General features: G+C 72.1%; 16 protein-coding genes. 8 read left to right on the top strand and 8 right to left on the bottom strand.

What is annotated here, in order from left to right; all coding sequences use genetic code 11:
- Window positions 1-6: 6 nt before the first annotated feature.
- Together OG767_RS05320 and OG767_RS05315 are read right to left on the bottom strand one after the other, a co-directional pair.
- Window positions 7-222 carry a hypothetical protein gene (locus OG767_RS05320; RefSeq protein WP_107157229.1) on the bottom strand — a complete coding sequence of 72 codons (216 nt, stop codon included), beginning with the start codon at window positions 220-222 and terminating at the stop codon, window positions 7-9.
- 84 nt (window positions 223-306) lie between these two features.
- Complete coding sequence (locus tag OG767_RS05315; RefSeq protein WP_405092400.1) at window positions 307-2,301, bottom strand: protein kinase domain-containing protein; 1,995 nt, start codon at window positions 2,299-2,301, stop codon at window positions 307-309.
- 91 nt (window positions 2,302-2,392) lie between these two features.
- On the opposite strand from OG767_RS05315, the gene OG767_RS05310 reads away from it, so the two are divergent.
- Window positions 2,393-2,605, top strand: coding sequence for an acyl-CoA carboxylase subunit epsilon (locus OG767_RS05310; RefSeq protein WP_405092399.1), 213 nt, complete (start codon window positions 2,393-2,395; stop codon window positions 2,603-2,605).
- A 101-nt stretch (window positions 2,606-2,706) separates the two neighbouring features.
- Window positions 2,707-3,162: a hypothetical protein gene (locus OG767_RS05305; RefSeq protein ID WP_405092398.1), complete on the top strand. Its 456-nt coding sequence runs from the start codon at window positions 2,707-2,709 to the stop codon at window positions 3,160-3,162.
- Here the strand turns inward: OG767_RS05305 and OG767_RS05300 are convergent.
- Complete coding sequence (locus OG767_RS05300) at window positions 3,138-3,719, bottom strand: hypothetical protein (protein WP_405092397.1); 582 nt, start codon at window positions 3,717-3,719, stop codon at window positions 3,138-3,140. The genes OG767_RS05305 and OG767_RS05300 overlap by 25 nt on opposite strands.
- Before the next feature lie 800 nt (window positions 3,720-4,519).
- Here OG767_RS05300 and OG767_RS05295 point away from each other — a divergent pair.
- The 3 genes from OG767_RS05295 to OG767_RS05285 are packed head-to-tail and all read left to right on the top strand — an operon-like array spanning window position 4,520 to window position 6,974.
- On the top strand, window positions 4,520-5,644 hold the full coding sequence (locus OG767_RS05295; protein WP_405092396.1) for a S8 family serine peptidase: 1,125 nt from the start codon (window positions 4,520-4,522) through the stop codon (window positions 5,642-5,644).
- A 10-nt stretch (window positions 5,645-5,654) separates the two neighbouring features.
- Window positions 5,655-6,311: a Maf family protein gene (locus OG767_RS05290; protein ID WP_405092395.1), complete on the top strand. Its 657-nt coding sequence runs from the start codon at window positions 5,655-5,657 to the stop codon at window positions 6,309-6,311.
- Window positions 6,312-6,320: 9 nt separating this feature from the next.
- The gene (locus OG767_RS05285; RefSeq protein ID WP_405092394.1) at window positions 6,321-6,974 is read left to right on the top strand and encodes an O-methyltransferase; all 654 of its coding nucleotides are present in this window, start codon (window positions 6,321-6,323) and stop codon (window positions 6,972-6,974) included.
- On the opposite strand, the gene OG767_RS05280 is transcribed toward OG767_RS05285, so the two are convergent.
- The 4 genes from OG767_RS05280 to OG767_RS05265 form a co-directional block, all read right to left on the bottom strand.
- The gene (locus OG767_RS05280; protein WP_405092393.1) at window positions 6,952-8,361 is read right to left on the bottom strand and encodes an MFS transporter; all 1,410 of its coding nucleotides are present in this window, start codon (window positions 8,359-8,361) and stop codon (window positions 6,952-6,954) included. The two genes, OG767_RS05285 and OG767_RS05280, sit on opposite strands and share 23 nt — an antisense overlap.
- Window positions 8,362-8,477: 116 nt before the next feature.
- Window positions 8,478-9,233: an ABC transporter permease gene (locus OG767_RS05275; protein WP_107157220.1), complete on the bottom strand. Its 756-nt coding sequence runs from the start codon at window positions 9,231-9,233 to the stop codon at window positions 8,478-8,480.
- Between the two features lie 18 nt (window positions 9,234-9,251).
- Window positions 9,252-10,211 carry an ATP-binding cassette domain-containing protein gene (locus OG767_RS05270; RefSeq protein ID WP_396773009.1) on the bottom strand — a complete coding sequence of 320 codons (960 nt, stop codon included), beginning with the start codon at window positions 10,209-10,211 and terminating at the stop codon, window positions 9,252-9,254.
- A 94-nt stretch (window positions 10,212-10,305) separates the two neighbouring features.
- Window positions 10,306-10,899, bottom strand: a complete 594-nt coding sequence (locus tag OG767_RS05265) for a PadR family transcriptional regulator (RefSeq protein ID WP_405094139.1) — start codon at window positions 10,897-10,899, stop codon at window positions 10,306-10,308.
- Window positions 10,900-11,032: 133 nt separating this feature from the next.
- Here OG767_RS05265 and OG767_RS05260 point away from each other — a divergent pair, with 133 nt between their 5' ends.
- Together OG767_RS05260 and OG767_RS05255 are read left to right on the top strand one after the other, a co-directional pair.
- Window positions 11,033-12,787 carry an acetyl/propionyl/methylcrotonyl-CoA carboxylase subunit alpha gene (locus OG767_RS05260; protein WP_405092392.1) on the top strand — a complete coding sequence of 585 codons (1,755 nt, stop codon included), beginning with the start codon at window positions 11,033-11,035 and terminating at the stop codon, window positions 12,785-12,787.
- A gap of 117 nt (window positions 12,788-12,904) precedes the next feature.
- Complete coding sequence (locus OG767_RS05255) at window positions 12,905-14,344, top strand: GuaB1 family IMP dehydrogenase-related protein (RefSeq protein WP_405092391.1); 1,440 nt, start codon at window positions 12,905-12,907, stop codon at window positions 14,342-14,344.
- A 4-nt stretch (window positions 14,345-14,348) separates the two neighbouring features.
- Here the strand turns inward: OG767_RS05255 and OG767_RS05250 are convergent, their stop codons facing one another.
- On the bottom strand, window positions 14,349-14,897 hold the full coding sequence (locus tag OG767_RS05250; protein WP_405092390.1) for a TetR/AcrR family transcriptional regulator: 549 nt from the start codon (window positions 14,895-14,897) through the stop codon (window positions 14,349-14,351).
- An 86-nt stretch (window positions 14,898-14,983) separates the two neighbouring features.
- On the opposite strand from OG767_RS05250, the gene OG767_RS05245 reads away from it, so the two are divergent.
- Complete coding sequence (locus OG767_RS05245) at window positions 14,984-15,427, top strand: DoxX family membrane protein (protein ID WP_405092389.1); 444 nt, start codon at window positions 14,984-14,986, stop codon at window positions 15,425-15,427.
- The last annotated feature ends 2 nt before the right edge of the window (window positions 15,428-15,429 follow it).

The raw sequence follows: 15,429 nt of genomic DNA, 5'->3' as shown, positions 1-15,429 counted from the left end.
CGAAGCTCAGGCCCGGCGGCGCGAGGCGACCGGCACGGGCACCGCGGCAGGCCGACGGGTCCAGCGCCACGCCGCGACTCCGGCGACGGTCAGGGTGAGCACCCCGAGGACCGCGACCGGCGCGGACAGGCCGGCGGTGATCAGGAGCAGGACGGCGTCGCCGAGCGCGACCAGCATCCACAGTGCCAGCCGGGGGCCGGTGTCCCTGCGTCGGTAACCCATGTCGCACCTCCTTCGTCGGGGTATTCATACCCCCGACTACGGAAAGTCATGCGAACGAGTTTCGCGGGCGCGGGATTCGCCGGGTCAGTTCTTCCGGTCCGGCACGAAACCCTTGGTGATCACGTCGAAGGCGGCCAGGTTGGCCTGCCAGTCCTTCGCCGGCACCTCCCAGCGCAGCGCGTAGCCCCGGTTGCTGGCCGTGGCCACCCCCCGGTTACGCACGTGGAAACGGGTGCCGTTGTCGCGCGTCTCCAGCCAGTCCCAGTCGGCGCAGGTGCGGTAGTAACCCTTGCACGGGACGATGTCGACAAGCTCGTAGTTGTTGACCCGCGAACGCCGGTACGGCTCCTGCTCCCGCCAGTCGGCGAGCGCGTCCTTCTCCGGCCGGTCCGTCCACTGCATGAACAGCACCCGGCGGGCGCCGCCCACCTCGTAGAGCACGACCTGGTTGTTGCCGGGCCGGGCCTGCCAGCCGTTCGGGATCGGCACCTTGAAGCCGTTCGAGCCGGTGTAGTAGCGCCAGCCGGTCGGCAGCACGAACCCGGTCGGCGACGGGCTGGCCGACGGGCTCGGGCTCGTCGACGGGCTGGCCGACGGCGCGCTCGCACTCGGTGAGGCGCTGGCACTCGGCGCGGGCGGGACCGCCGACGCCACCGAGGAACCGGTGGTCGGCTGGCCGCCGTCACCCCCGTCGTCGTCGCCGTTGTTCAGCAGCGGCACGGCCACCGCCAGGCCGACCAGCAGCACCAGAACCAGCGCGCCGAGCAGCAGGTTGCGCCGATTCGGCGCGGCCTTGACGCCCGGCAGGACGGTCGCCCGACCGGTCGACGACACCGGGCCACCCGCCGCCGGGCTGACCGGCGCGGATCCGGCCGGAGCCGGGCTGACCGGCGCCGGACGTTGCGCGGGCGCGGCGGCGACCGGCTCACCGTCGAGCCGGGTCTCGTCGAGCGCCGGGTCGGCGTCGTCCACCCGGGTCTCGTCGACCGGCGGATCGGCGTCGAGCTTCGTCGTCGGATCGGCGACCGGCGGCGTCACCTTCGCGGTCGGTCCGGCGTCCGAGGTGGACGCCGGCACCTTCGCGGTCGGCTCGGCGACCGCCCCACTCGCGGCGGCGGCCACCCCGGACGCCGAGGTGGAAGCGCGTTCGACCTGGTCGTCGGCGGGGCGCGGCGCGGGCACCAGCGGCGGTCGCGGCGCGCGCGGACCGTTCGGCCCCGGCCGGCGTACGCCGTCCAGCAGCGAGATGCCCTTGACCCGCCGGCCGCCGACCTTGCGCAGCATGCGCTCCGCCACCTCGGCGGTGATCCGCTCGTCCGGATCCTTGCGCAGCAGGCCCTGGAGCACCGGCTTGAGCGGCCCGGCGTTGCGCGGCGGCGGCATCGGCTCGGTGGCGAGCGCGGCCAGCGTGGCGATCGCCGACGGGCGAGCGTACGGCGACTTGCCCTCGACGGCGGCGTAGAGCGTGGCGCCCAGCGACCACAGGTCGGCCTCCGGACCGGCGGTGCCGTCCCGTGCCCGCTCCGGGGAGATGTACGCCGGGGAGCCCAGCACCATGCCGGTGCGGGTCACGTTCGGATCGCCCGGAATGGTGGCCAGGCCGAAGTCGGTGAGCACCACCCGACCGTCCTCGCCGAGCAGCACGTTGCCCGGCTTCACGTCGCGGTGCATGATGCCGGCCTTGTGCGCGGCCTTCAACGCGCCCAGCACGCCGAGACCGATCTCGACCGCCTTGGCCACCGGGACCGGGCCGTCCTCGGCGATCGTGTCCTGCAACGACTTCGAGGCGACGTACTCCATGACGATCCACGGGTCGCCGTCGGTGCGCAGCACGTCGAAGATGCGGACCACGTTGACGTTGTTGAGCCGGGCGATCGCGCGCGCCTCACGCAGCGAGCGTTCCCGCATCTCACGGCGCTCGTCCGGGGTGAGACCCGGCGGCGGGACCAGCTCCTTGATGGCGACGTCGCGGTGCAGCACCTCGTCCCGCGCCTTCCAGACGCGGCCCATGCCGCCCTGACCGAGCGGCGTGATGAGCCGGTATCGGTCAGCGACGAGTTGGGGAAGCGCGTTCGACATCGCAGAAACGGTACCCGGCCGGTCCGACGCGTACACCGCCGGCACGCCACTCTACGACGAAGGTCGAGTTCGCGACGCGTACCCTTGGGTCATGTCTGCCGAAGAGCCGATGTTCCGGGTCGTCCGCGGCGTGCCCACCGCCGAGGAACTGGCCGCCCTGGTCGGCGCGGTCATGGTGCGCACCCGCCCGGTCACGGCCGCCGCGCCGGCTGCCGTCTCGCACTGGACGCGCAGCGCCCGCCCGGCCGGCGCCACGCCGGCCGCCGGCCCCGGCGCGTGGCGCAGCTCCGGCCTTCCCCGCTGAAACCTTCCCCGCGTACGCGAGCCGTGCCGGGGCTGCCAGGATCAGCGTGGAGCTACTAACCTCACTCTGGGAGACCGTTCGGTGACGGGCAGGGAGGTCCGATGATCCCGGAGGACAACCAGCCAGCCGGCTGGCTGCGCGGCTACGGCGGCATCGAGGCCGATATCCGACAGATGCGCGAGTTCGCCGACCGGCTACAGGACGAGGTCACGCGCAACTACTCGCCCCACCTGTCCTACATCGCCGACGACATGAAGGCCCCCGTGCCCAACCCGGCCGACGCCTTCGTCGAGCTGGTGCAGTTCCTCCAGGCCCACCACGAGACGCAGAAGGCCGCGGTCAGCGCCGTGTGGGACCTGGCGCCCGCCACCGGCCGGCTCGCCGAGGCCGCCGGCCGGATCGCCGCCCGCTACGACGACTCCGACGCCTTCTCCTCCGCCCGGGTCGCCGACGTCGAACGGGCGCTCGCCGGCCCCACCACCACCGCCGTGGCGCGCCCCACCCCGCCACTCGCCGACCCCACCGGCCCCGATCAGGGGCGGGTGGTCCTGCCGTGATCGAACGGGGCGGCGGCCGCACCTCCGGGCTCACCGACTGGCGACTGATGGACGTGCTCAGCATGTGGGCGTGCCTCCAGGACCAGGACACCGCCGGTCAGTGGAAACAGGTCGCCGGCTGGCGCAAGGTGTGCGACCTGGCGCTGGCCCACCTCGGCCGGCTCCGGGAATACCGGCGCGGCCTCGCCGAGGCGTGGCCACCCGAGACCAACGCCGCCGCCCAGGCGTACGTCGGCGAACTCGACCAGCTCATCGACCGGGTGCAGCGCACCCACGACGCCGCCGCCGCGAACTACGACGCGCTCGCCGCCGCCGCGCGCGCCATCGGCAGCGCCCGCAGCGAACTGCAACCGCTGTACGACGAGTTCGCCACCAAACTGCGGCAGAAGCAGGCGTACGAGGCGACGATCGCCGACCCGAAGGCGGTAGCCGGAAGCCGACTGCCGGAGCGGCCCCCGGTGACCGACGACGACCTGGAGCAGTTGAACGTACGGGCACGCGGGTTGATGACGGGGTTGAGCGGAGAACTCCAACTGGCCCAGGTCATGCTGCGCCAACCTCCACCGAGACCGGTTCCGAAGGTCGATGAGATTCCAGCAGGAGCTGATAGCCCTGCGCCCATGATCCCCCCAGTCATCCCTGTCCCGCTATCCAGCGCTCCTGAAACTAAGCCAAAAACATCCCGAACAACGGTCGGTCAACTATCAATCGAACCGACGCCCGGAGTCGGTCCGATTCTTGGCGGGGCAGGGAATGCTCTTAAGCCGACACCACCAGGGCTGGCCTTACCAGCGGCTCCAACAACCATCCCGGGCGTAACGCCAGCAGCCGGTTCCAGCCCAACTCTCCCCGCAACACCAATTCCACCAACCCCGCCACTGACAGCCAAGCCTGCTCGAAACGGCGAGCCACCTCGCAGAGGGTCTGGAGCGAGTTCTTCTCCCGCACCCACTCCTCCACGCCCCACGCCCGTCGGAGGACTGATAGGTGGGCTTCCACCCGGGAGCTTGGGGCAACATCTTGGCGGAGGCGCTGCGCGCAGAGTCAATCCCGTTGGTGGGGTGATCGGGGGCGGAGCGGCCGGAACAGCTCCCACTGGTGGAGCAGGTTCGCGACCGGGTGTCGGGCGGGTCCAGCCGGGCAGCCTACCGGGAATCCACCCGCTTGGCGGCAGCCCCACCTCAGCAAATTCGATCCCCTTCAGCAACTCCGGTCGAGGTTCCAAGCGACCAGAGAAGGAAACCGGTCAATGGGACGCCGAAAACCCGTGGCGGACAACCGAGGGAGTCGATCCCATCGTTCAAGCGCCCGAGGATGAAGGGCCTATAGACCCAGGTCCGGCAATTGGCTTTCCCAGATGAGAGTTAAAGAATTTTACAGCTCAATTATCACATTATCATTTCTCGCACTAGCAAGTTATACCCTTGCCCTGCCAACCGAAACAGCCGCCGCGAGCGAAGCATCTCAGTGGCACCTCAGATACCTTAATGCAGCCGAAGCTCGCGCCCTAAGTCAAGGCGAAGGCGTAGTTGTTGCGGTTCCTGACAGCGGAGTTCAACCCCATCCAGACTTGTCAAATAATTTACTCGCAGGATCCGATGTAATACCTGGCGGGTCGGGAGACGGCCGTAGCGACGAGGACGGCCATGGCACTGGGATGGCTGGATTAATTGCCGCCCATGGCAGCAAGACGAGCAGCGCTTCAGGCATCGCCCCTAAAGCCAAGATTCTGCCAATATATTCGTCGCCAGCCCACCGAGATGGAACTTCAGCAGCCCTAGCCAAGGGCATTGAGTACGCAATATCAAATCATGCAAAGGTAATCAGCATATCGGCTACTGGCGCACCGGACCCTCGATTGCAACGAGCGGTCAGAAGCGCCATCCAGGCAGACATCGTTGTTATTGCCGCGGCTGGCAATAACACCAATTCTTCCCTCGTTGGCTATCCGGCAAGCGAGACGGATGTTGTCGCGGTCGGCGGAATTGATCGAAGCGGAAACCATGCCCCTATCTCGGTTGCCGGCCCGGAGATCGACGTGGTCGCGCCGGCTGTGGACATCTACAGCACCGGGCTGAACGGGGGTTACCGAGTTGGCAGCGGCACCTCGGATGCCACCGCGATTGTTGCCGGCGCTGCTGCTCTGATCCGCTCCAAATATCCCCACCTCCCCGCCGCAGAGGTCGCGCACCGCCTTACCGCGACCGCCATCGACAAGGGCCCGCCCGGTCGCGACGACCAGTACGGGTACGGGGTCATCGACCTGGTCGCGGCGCTCACCGCCGACGTACCCCCGCTCGGTTTCGAGTCCACCGGGGTGACCGCCCCGGCACCGACGGCCGCCGCGCCCGGAGCCGGCGGTGACGACGGTACGGTCCGGGGTCTCGCGACCCTCGGGGTGCTGCTGGCCGCCGGCGGCGGCTATCTGGTCTGGCGGCGTCGTCGACGTGCCGACGACCCACCACCGAGGGAGAGCCGGTAGCGTCGGCGGGGTGTCGACTTCCGCGCCGCTGCGCCTCGTACTCGCCTCGCAGAGTCCTGCCCGCCGCAAGCTGCTCCAGGCCGCCGGGATCGAGCCCGACGTGCTGGTCAGCGGCGTCGACGAGTCGCAGGTGGTCAGTGACCGGGCCGAGGAGTTGTGCCTCGAACTGGCCCGGCTGAAGGCGCAGGCCGTGCTCGGCCGGCTGCGTTCCGTCCCGGGCGAGCGCACGCTGGTGCTCGGCTGTGACTCGGTGCTCGCGTTCGACGGCGAGATCCTCGGCAAGCCGGCGGACTCGGCCGACGCCACCGGGCGGTGGCAGCGGATGCGCGGGCGCAGCGGCGTGCTGCACACCGGGCACTGTCTGATCGACGTGGCGGCCGGGGCCCGCGCGGAGGCGGTCGCCTCGACCACGGTGCACTTCGCCGACATCAGCGACGAGGAGATCGTGGCGTACGTGGCGACGGGCGAGCCGCTGGCGGTGGCCGGGGCGTTCACCATCGACGGGCTGGGCGGCGCGTTCCTGACCGGCATCGAGGGTGATCCCGGCACGGTGGTGGGGCTGTCCCTGCCGCTGTTGCGCCGGCTTCTCGGCGAGTTGGGGCTGAGCGTCGTCGACCTGTGGACGAAGGTCGCGCCGGGCGGCCAGGAGATCGAACATCTCGGCTAACGTCCGGGGATGAGCACGAAGCCGTTGCCGCTGACCACGGAGTTGCACGCCTACCTGGTGGCCCACGGGTCCGCGCCCGACGAGATCGCCCGGGACCTGGCCGAGGAGACCCAGGTGGTCCTGCCGGCCGAGGCGGGCATGCGGGTCGCGCCGGAGCACGTGGCGTTCCTGACGTTCCTGACCCGGCTGGTCGGCGTGCGGCAGGCCGTGGCGGTGGGCGCCTGCACCTGGTTGCCCGCGCTGGCGATCGCCCGCGGGTTGGCCGACGGCGGCCGGTTGGCCTGTTTCGACACCTTCGAGGGGGACACCGGGGTGGCCCGCCGCCACTGGGCGCGGGCCGGCGTCGAGGACCGGATCGACAGGCGCACCGGGCCGGTCGCGGACCTGCTGCGTGAGCTGCCCCGGGAGCGGTACCTCGACTTCGCGTACCTCGGCGCGGACGCGGTGGACCACCCGGTCCACTGGGACGAGCTGGTGCGCCGGATGTGTCCCGGCGGGGTGATCACGGTCGACCGCACGCTCCGCGCCGGCCGGGTGCTCGCTCCGCGTGACGCGGACGATCGGGCGGTCGCCGCCTTCAACGACGAGGTCGTCGCGGACACCCGCGTCGAGGTGGTCATGCTGCCGATCGCCGACGGCGTCACCCTCGCCCGGGTGCGCTGAGCGGGGGCAGGGCGCGGCCCAGGCGGACGGTCAGCAGCACGGCCGCCGCGATGAAGCATGGGAGCATCAGGAAGGCCGGATGCGGTCCGACGCCGTCGGCCACCCAGCCGAGCGCGACCGGCGCGATCCCGAAACCCACCGCCATCGAGTACGACGACCAGCCCGCCGCCCGGTCGGCGGCCGGGCCGGCCACCGCCAGCGCGATGGAGATCGCCAGCGGGTAGTGCAGGGCGTTGCCCAGGCCGAGCACGACCAGGCCGGTGACCGCCAGCCAGCCGATCGGGCTGGCCCAGAACAGCGCGAACCCGGCGAGCGACACGGTGAACGCGCCGAGCAGCAGCGGCACCGGTGGCCAGCGCAGCGCCGCCCGTCCCCCGGCGACCCGCCCGGCGAACATGCCGCAGACGATCGCCGCGACGGCCGCCGACGCGCCGCCGGCGCTCAGCCCGGCGTGGGTACGCAGCACGTCGGCGGTCCAGAGCGACAGGCAGACCTCGATCGAGCCGGTGACCGCCATCAACACCCAGGCGATCCAGTACGCGCGCGGCAACCGCCCCGACGTCGCCGGCCCGTCGGCGTCGGCACCCCGGAGGGAGGCTGGAGGAGCGGGGCGGCCACCCGATCCGAGCTCGGCCGGCCCTCCGGCGGGAACGACGGCCGGCCCCGTGGCAGGGACGACGGCCGGCCCCGCAGCGGAGACGACGGCCGGTGTGGCGGCAGGAACGACGGCTGGCCCCGCGACGGGGACGACGGCTGGCCCCGCGACGGGGACGACGGCCGGCGCCCCGACGGGGACGGCGGCAGCCGCGGTAGCGGGGGCGCGCTTCGGCAGGCGTACCCGGAAGGTCAGGGCGGTGAGCGCGACCAGCGTGATCAGCCCGACCTCGACGGCGGTCACGGGTCGCCAGCCGAGGCCGGCCTCGACGGTGGCGCCGATGGTCAGCGGGGCCAGGATGCCCATGCCGGCGCAGACGGCGTTGGCCTCGGTGAGCGCGGCGGGGGCGGCCGGGCCGTGCCGGGCGGTGAGCAGCACGTTGACGCCGCTGATCACCATCATGCCGAAGGTGGCGACGACCGCGACGGCGGCGATGGTGGCGGGCGGCGGGTGGAGCACGCCGAGCGCGGCGACGCCGGCGGCCACGCCGGCGAGGCCGAGCCAGACGGCCGGGCCGCGGCCGTAGCGGCGGGCGACCGGGGCGAAGAGCGCGCCGCCGGCCAGCGCGCCGACCGCGATGCCGGTGCTGTGCAGGCCGGCCACCGCGGCGCTGGTGTTCTGCTCGTCGCGGAGCAGCGGTACGACGGGGCCGAACCCGTAGAGGAAGAAGCCCCAGAGGCCGAGCTGGGCGTAGGCCAGCCAGGTGGTGCGGTCACGGGTGAGGCGGGGCACCGGCCCGACGCTACGCGCGCGTGACCGGCACCCCGCCAGCAGTGAGAGGCAGCTCTCGCTGCGGTGTGAGAAGGGGCCCCATCTCTACCGGAAGCGTTAACAGGGGGCCCGGCCTTTCACCGGACGCTGCGGGCGAACTGGCGGGCGGCCCAGACGACGCCGGCCACCGCGAGCACGGCGATGATGCTGAGCCCCTGCCAGACCTTGTCGTTGCCCAGGTCGCCGGCGAACAGGGCGCGGGTGCCGTCGACCGCCCAGGAGAACGGGTTCCACTTGGCGACGCCCTGCAACCAGCCGGGGGCGAAGGTGAGCGGCAGCAGGATTCCGGAGAGCAGCAGCACCGGCTGCGCGACGGTGTTCATCAGCGGGGCGAGCGCGTCCTCGCTCTTGACCTTGAGCGCGACGCCGTAGGAGACGGCCGAGGTCATCAGCGCGATGAGGGCGAGCATCAGGTACGCCAGGAGCAGGTAGCCGATGAAGACCCGCAGGTCGAACAGGACCGCCAGCAGCGTGATGATGACGGCCTGCGCGATCAGCGAGACCACGTCGCGCAGGGCGCGGCCGAGCAGCAGGGCGAGCCGGCTGACCGGGGTGACCCGGGAGCGTTCGATGACGCCGGCGCGCAGCTCGGCGATCAGGCCGAAGCCCTGGAACAGGCCGCCGAAGATGGCCAGCAGGACCAGCAGGCCGGGCACGAAGATCTTGTACGCGGCGGCCTGGGTGGGCGCGTTCAGGGCCGGCTTGAGCAGCGGGGCGAAGAGCAGCAGGTACATGACCGGCTGGAAGACGCCGACGAAGACCCAGACCGGGTTGCGGAGCAGCAGTTGGGCCTGGCGCTGGAAGATCAACCAGGTGTCGCGGGCGAGTTTCATGACAGGCTTCTCCGGGGGTCAGGACTCGCGCAGCGAGCGGCCGGTCTTGGTGAGGAAGACGTCGTCGAGGCTGGGTCGGTGCAGCTCGATCGAGCGCAGCTCCAGCCCGGCGTGGTCGAGGCGGCGCAGCACCTGCGGGATGGCGACGGCGCCCTCGTCGACGTAGAGGCGCAGGCCGCCCTCGTCGACGGTCTCCAGCTTGGTCACGTACGCCTCGGTGTCGAGCAGCTCGGCGGCCTGCGGGGTGCTGGCGGCGTCCAGGCCGACGATCACCACCTCGCCGGAGATCTCCCGCTTCAGCTCGGCCGGGGTGCCCTCCGCGACGATCTCGCCGTGATCCATGATCGCGATCCGGTCGCAGAGCGCGTCGGCCTCGTCCAGGTAGTGCGTGGTGATGAAGACGGTCATCCCCTCGGTACGCAGCCGGCGGATCTCGTCCCACATGTGGGCGCGGCTCTGCGGGTCGAGGCCGGTGGTCGGCTCGTCCAGGAAGACGATCTTCGGTTCGTGGATGATGCCGAGCGCGATCTCGACGCGCCGACGTTGACCGCCGGAGTAGGTCTTGCACTTGCGGTCGGCGTACTCGCTGAGCTGGAACGCGTCCAGCGCGCGGGCGGCGCGTCGGTGCGCGTCGGCCTTGGTGATGCCGTAGAGGCGGGCCTGGAGCACCAGCTCCTCGCGGGCGCTGGACTCGTCCCAGGTGCTGCCGCCCTGGGGCACGTAGCCGATCCGGCGGCGCACCCCGGACGGGTCCTTGCGCAGGTCGGCGCCGGCGATGGTGGCCTGGCCGCCGTCCGGCTCGATGAGGGTGGCGAGCATCCGCAGCGTGGTGGTCTTGCCGGCGCCGTTGGGCCCGAGGAAGCCGAAGATCTCCCCCTCGGCGACGTCGAGGTTGACGCCGCGGACCGCGTCCACGGTTTTCGTCTCGCGACCCGCGCGGGAGCGGAACGACTTCCGCAGCCCCCTGGTCTCGATCATTTCTGCTCCTGGTCGTCCGGGCCGGGGGCACCCGGCCACCGGTCAGCGGTTCGCGTCGAGGCTAACGCGATATAGCTCTTGTAGTCAACGTTGATTATTTCGTGTCACCGTCCATCCAGCCGGACCAGCCCTCGGCCCGTTCCATCCCCTCCGGCAGGTACGACACCCCGGACTCGATCCGCTCCGCGATCCGCTCGCACCAGGCCATCTCCGCCTCTGCCCGGGCCAGCCACAGCTCGAACATCCAGCCCACGTGCACCGGCTTGCGGGCCCGTACCCAGTCCGAGTCCAGCGACGCCCGCATCGACTCCACCCCGGCGCGCAGCAGGTTGGCCCGGTTGCGCAGCGCCGCCGCCGCCTCCTCACGCGGCATCGCCGGCAGGAACGAGAACGCCACCGCGAACGGGTCCGGCGACTCGTGGAGCTGCCACCACTGTGCCCGCAACAACGTCTCGAACTCGTCCTCACCCTTCGCCGTCACCTCGTACGTGGTACGGGCCGGACGCGCGCCCACCTGCTCGACCGAGACGGTCCGCAGCAACCCCTCGTCGGTGAGCTTGCGCAACGCGTGGTAGATCGACCCGGGCTGCACGTTGGCCCATTTGTCCGCACTCCAACTGAGCAGTTCGCGGCGCACGTCGTAGCCGTGCACCGGCTGCATCCACCTGACCAGGCCCAGAATCATCATCCGCGTCGCCGACACCGGACAAGCGTAATAACCAAGTTTGACTACAGTGCGGCATCCCACACTGAGCGATCGTTAGGGCCGGCACCTCGGCCGATACACTCCCGGCATCGACCTCCCGGGAGGAGCCCCCAAGGTGCGCAAGGTTCTCATCGCCAACCGCGGCGAGATCGCCGTCCGCGTCATCCGCGCCTGCCGTGACGCCGGGCTCGCAAGCGTCGCCGTCTACGCGGACTCCGACCGGGACGCCCTGCACGCCACGCTCGCCGACGAGGCGTACGCCCTCGGCGGTGACACCGCCGCGGACAGCTACCTGCGCATCGACAAGCTGATCGACGTGGCCGCCCGGGCCGGCGCGGACGCCGTGCACCCCGGCTACGGCTTCCTCTCCGAGAACGCCGACTTCGCCCAGGCCGTCCTCGACGCCGGGCTGACCTGGATCGGCCCCACCCCGCAGGCGATCCGCGACCTGGGTGACAAGGTGACCGCCCGGCACATCGCGCAGCGCGCCGGCGCGCCGCTGGTGCCCGGCACGCCGGACCCGGTGGCCGGCGCCGACGAGGTGACCGCGTTCGCCGCCGAGCACGGCCTGCCGGTCGCGATCAAGGCGGCGTTCGGCGGTGGCGGTCGGGGCCTCAAGGTGGCCCGCACGCTGGAGGAGATCCCGCACCTGTTCGAGTCGGCCACCCGCGAAGCGGTCGCCGCGTTCGGCCGGGGCGAGTGCTTCGTCGAGCGCTACCTGGACCAGCCCCGCCACGTCGAGGCGCAGGTGCTCGCCGACCAGCACGGCAACGTGATCGTCGTCGGCACCCGGGACTGCTCCCTCCAGCGCCGGCACCAGAAGCTGGTCGAGGAGGCGCCCGCGCCGTTCCTCACCGACGCGCAGCGCGCCCAGATCCACGACAGCGCCAAGGCGATCTGCCGGGAGGCCGGCTACCACGGTGCCGGCACGGTGGAATACCTGGTCGGCGGGGACGGCACCATCTCCTTCCTGGAGGTCAACACCCGGCTCCAGGTCGAGCACCCGGTGACCGAGGAGACCGCCGGCATCGACCTGGTGCGCGAGCAGTTCCGCATCGCCGACGGTGAGAAGCTGCGCCTCACCGAGGACCCGACGCCGCGCGGGCACGCCATCGAGTTCCGCATCAACGGCGAGGACCCGGGCCGCAACTTCCTGCCCGCGCCGGGCACCGTCACCGCGCTGCGGCTGCCCAGCGGTCCCGGCGTGCGGGTGGACACCGGCATCTCGGCCGGCGACGTGATCGGCGGCAACTTCGACTCGCTGCTGGCCAAGGTGATCATCGTCGGCGAGACGCGTACCGAGGCGCTGGAGCGGGCCCGCCGGGCGCTCGACGAGATGGTGGTCGAGGGCATGGCCACCGCGCTGCCGTTCCACCGCCTGGTGGTCCGCGACGAGGCGTTCACCGCCGAGCCGTTCACCGTGCACACCCGGTGGATCGAGACCGGGTGGGACAACACCGTCCCGGCGTTCACCGCCGTCGCCGGCGCCGCCGAGGCTCCGGCCGAGCGCGAGACCGTCGTGGTCGAGGTGGGCGGCAAGCGGCTGGAGGTCGTCCTCCCCGCCGGCCTCGGCGCGGGTACGGCGACCGCCGCGCCCGCCGCCCGCAAGCCGGCCCGCCGTGGTGGCGGCGGCAAGGCGGGCGCCGCGGTCGGCGGGGACACGCTCGCCTCCCCGATGCAGGGCACCATCGTCAAGATCGCCGTCGCGGACGGCGACACGGTCGCCGAGGGTGACCTCGTCGTCGTCCTCGAGGCGATGAAGATGGAGCAGCCGCTGCACGCGCACAAGGCCGGCACGGTGAGCGGCCTCGCGGCCGAGGTGGGCGCCGTGATCACTGCCGGCGCCCCCATCTGCACCATCGAGGGTTAAGGAGGGGCCCCCTCTTAACGCCTGCGGTAGAGAAGGGGGCCCTTCTCACCGCGCGGGTCCGGGTGGTCTGGGCCACCACCGGCGGCGGGACGCGCCGGGAGCGGGAATGATGTTCGGGTGAGGTTCCTCCATGGCGCGGTTCCCGCGCACGATCTGACCTACAACGACGTCTTCATGGCGCCCAACCGTTCGGAGGTGGGCTCCCGGCTCGACGTCGACCTGTCCTCCGGCGACGGCACCGGCACCACCGTCCCGCTCGTGGTGTCGAACATGACCGCGGTGGCCGGCCGGCGGATGGCCGAGACCGTCGCCCGACGGGGCGCGGTCGCGGTGATCCCGCAGGACATCCCGATCGAGGTCGTCGCCAACGTGGTCGGCTGGGTCAAGCAGCGGCACCTGGTGCACGACACGGCGATCACGCTCGGCCCGACCGACACCGTGGGCGACGCCATCCACCTGCTTCCCAAGCGCGCGCACGGCGCGGTGGTCGTGGTCGACACCGACGGCCGACCGGTGGGCGTGGTGACCGAGGCGGACACCGTGGGGGTGGACCGCTTCGCCCAGCTCCGGCACGTGATGTCCACCGAGCTGCACACCGTGCCGGCGGACGCGGACCCGCGTACCGGATTCGAACGGCTCTCGGCGGGCCGGCGGCGGCTCGCGCCGGTGGTGGACGCCGAGGGCCGCCTGGTCGGCGTGCTGACCCGGGCGGGCGCGCTCCGGGCGACGCTGTACCGGCCGGCGGTCGACGACCGGGGCCGGCTGCGCATCGCGGCGGCGGTGGGCATCAACGGCGACGTCACCGGCAAGGCCGCCGCGCTGCTGGAGGCCGGGGTGGACACGCTTGTCGTGGACACCGCGCACGGCCACCAGGAGCGGATGATGCAGGCGCTGCGGGCGGTCCGCAAGCTCGACCCGGCCGTCCCGGTGGCGGCCGGCAACGTGGTCACCGCCGACGGGGTACGCGACCTGGTCGAGGCCGGCGCCGACATCGTGAAGGTGGGCGTCGGGCCGGGTGCGATGTGCACCACCCGGATGATGACCGGGGTGGGCCGACCGCAGTTCTCCGCGGTGCTCGACTGCGCGGCGGCGGCCCGTGCGCTGGGCCGGCACGTCTGGGCCGACGGCGGCGTCCGTCACCCGCGCGACGTGGCGCTGGCGCTGGCCGCCGGCGCCTCGAACGTGATGATCGGTTCCTGGTTCGCCGGCACCTACGAGTCCCCCGGCGACCTCTACACCGACGCGGACGGCCGGCGTTACAAGGAGAGCTTCGGCATGGCCTCGTCCCGGGCGGTGAGCGCGCGGACCGCCGAGGACAGCACGTTCGACCGGGCCCGGAAGGCGATCTTCGAGGAGGGCATCTCCTCGGCCCGGATGTACCTCGACCCGACCCGGCCGGGCGTCGAGGACCTGATCGACGAGATCGTCTCCGGGGTACGCAGCGCGTTCACCTACGCCGGTGCGCGCACGCTTGACGAGTTCCACGAGCGGGCGCTGGTCGGGGTGCAGAGCACCGCCGGCTACACCGAGGGGATGCCGCTGCCGACGAGCTGGTGACGGCTCAGCGGAACAGCCGGCCGACCACCGTACGGGCGGCCGGCTCGGGGTCGGCGCCGACCCGGTCGGGCAGGGCGCCGGCCAGCCACAGCTCGGCGAAGCCGTGCGCGATCGACCAGGCGGCCAGCGCGTCGGTGTCCGGCTCCCGGCCGGTGTGCCGGGACACCCCGCCGCGCAGCAGCTCCCCGGTCCGCTGCCGGGCCGCCAGCAGGTCCGGGTCGTCGGCCCGGTAGAGGTCCGGACGGAACATCACCTCGAAGTGCGCGCGGTGTCGGACCGCGAAGACGACGTACGCGACGCCGCTCTCCCGGAAGTCGTCGCCCGCAGCCCGCAGCGCGGCGCCGAGCAGGTCGAAGCCCTGCGTGGCGAGCGCGGTGAGCAGCCCCGCCTTGTCACCGAAGTGGTGCGTGGGCGCCGCGTGCGAGACGCCGGCCCGGCGGGCGAGGTCGCGCAGGCTCAACGCGGCCGGGCCGGATTCGGTGATCGCCTCGACCGCGGCGGCGAGCAGCGCGCGGCGCAGGTCCCCGTGGTGGTAGGCGCGGGAGGACGTCATGCCCCCACCATAACTTGTCATTGACAAGATGCCGGCGACGGCGGCAATCTTGTCGCTGACAAGATGGTTCGTCGGAGGGATCACCAGTGGCACCCCTGATCGCACTTCTCGCCGGCACCGCCACGGCCCGGATCGCCGGCCTGCTCGGCGTGCACGCGCTCGACGGCTGGCATCCCGCACTGCGGGTCGGGCTGGCGTTGATGTTCCTGCTGACCGGCGCGGCCCACTTCACGTCCCGCCGGGCGGACCTGATCGCCATGGTGCCGCCGGCGCTGCCCCGGCCCGGCCTGCTGGTCACGCTCACCGGCGTGCTGGAGTTCGTCGGCGCGCTCGCCCTGCTCGTGCCGGCCACCGCGCGCGGGGCGGCGGCCGGCCTGGCGCTGCTGATGCTGGCCATGTTCTCGGCCAACGTCTCGGCCGCCCGCCGCCGGCTGACGCTCGCCGGCCGGCCGGTCACCCCGCTCGCCGCCCGCACGGCGCTCCAGGTCGTGTTCGTGGCCGCCGCGCTGGCGATCGCGCTGGGCGGCTGACA

It is taken from the genome of Micromonospora sp. NBC_01392 (genome assembly GCF_045040125.1).
In the GTDB taxonomy this organism is placed as follows: Bacteria; Actinomycetota; Actinomycetes; order Mycobacteriales; family Micromonosporaceae; genus Micromonospora.
The sequence above is the reverse complement of the archived record's forward strand: the minus strand, read 5'-3'. Positions and strand labels throughout refer to the sequence as shown.

Excerpts from the sequence above, each read along its gene's own strand:
- OG767_RS05320 (WP_107157229.1), bottom strand. The coding sequence starts at position 222 with ATGGGTTACCGACGCAGGGACACCGGCCCCCGGCTGGCACTGTGGATG.
- OG767_RS05315 (WP_405092400.1), bottom strand. The coding sequence starts at position 2,301 with ATGTCGAACGCGCTTCCCCAACTCGTCGCTGACCGATACCGGCTCATC.
- OG767_RS05310 (WP_405092399.1), top strand. The coding sequence starts at position 2,393 with ATGTCTGCCGAAGAGCCGATGTTCCGGGTCGTCCGCGGCGTGCCCACC.
- OG767_RS05305 (WP_405092398.1), top strand. The coding sequence starts at position 2,707 with ATGATCCCGGAGGACAACCAGCCAGCCGGCTGGCTGCGCGGCTACGGC.
- OG767_RS05295 (WP_405092396.1), top strand. The coding sequence starts at position 4,520 with ATGAGAGTTAAAGAATTTTACAGCTCAATTATCACATTATCATTTCTC.
- OG767_RS05285 (WP_405092394.1), top strand. The coding sequence starts at position 6,321 with ATGAGCACGAAGCCGTTGCCGCTGACCACGGAGTTGCACGCCTACCTG.
- OG767_RS05275 (WP_107157220.1), bottom strand. The coding sequence starts at position 9,233 with ATGAAACTCGCCCGCGACACCTGGTTGATCTTCCAGCGCCAGGCCCAA.
- OG767_RS05270 (WP_396773009.1), bottom strand. The coding sequence starts at position 10,211 with ATGATCGAGACCAGGGGGCTGCGGAAGTCGTTCCGCTCCCGCGCGGGT.
- OG767_RS05265 (WP_405094139.1), bottom strand. The coding sequence starts at position 10,899 with ATGATGATTCTGGGCCTGGTCAGGTGGATGCAGCCGGTGCACGGCTAC.
- OG767_RS05250 (WP_405092390.1), bottom strand. The coding sequence starts at position 14,897 with ATGACGTCCTCCCGCGCCTACCACCACGGGGACCTGCGCCGCGCGCTG.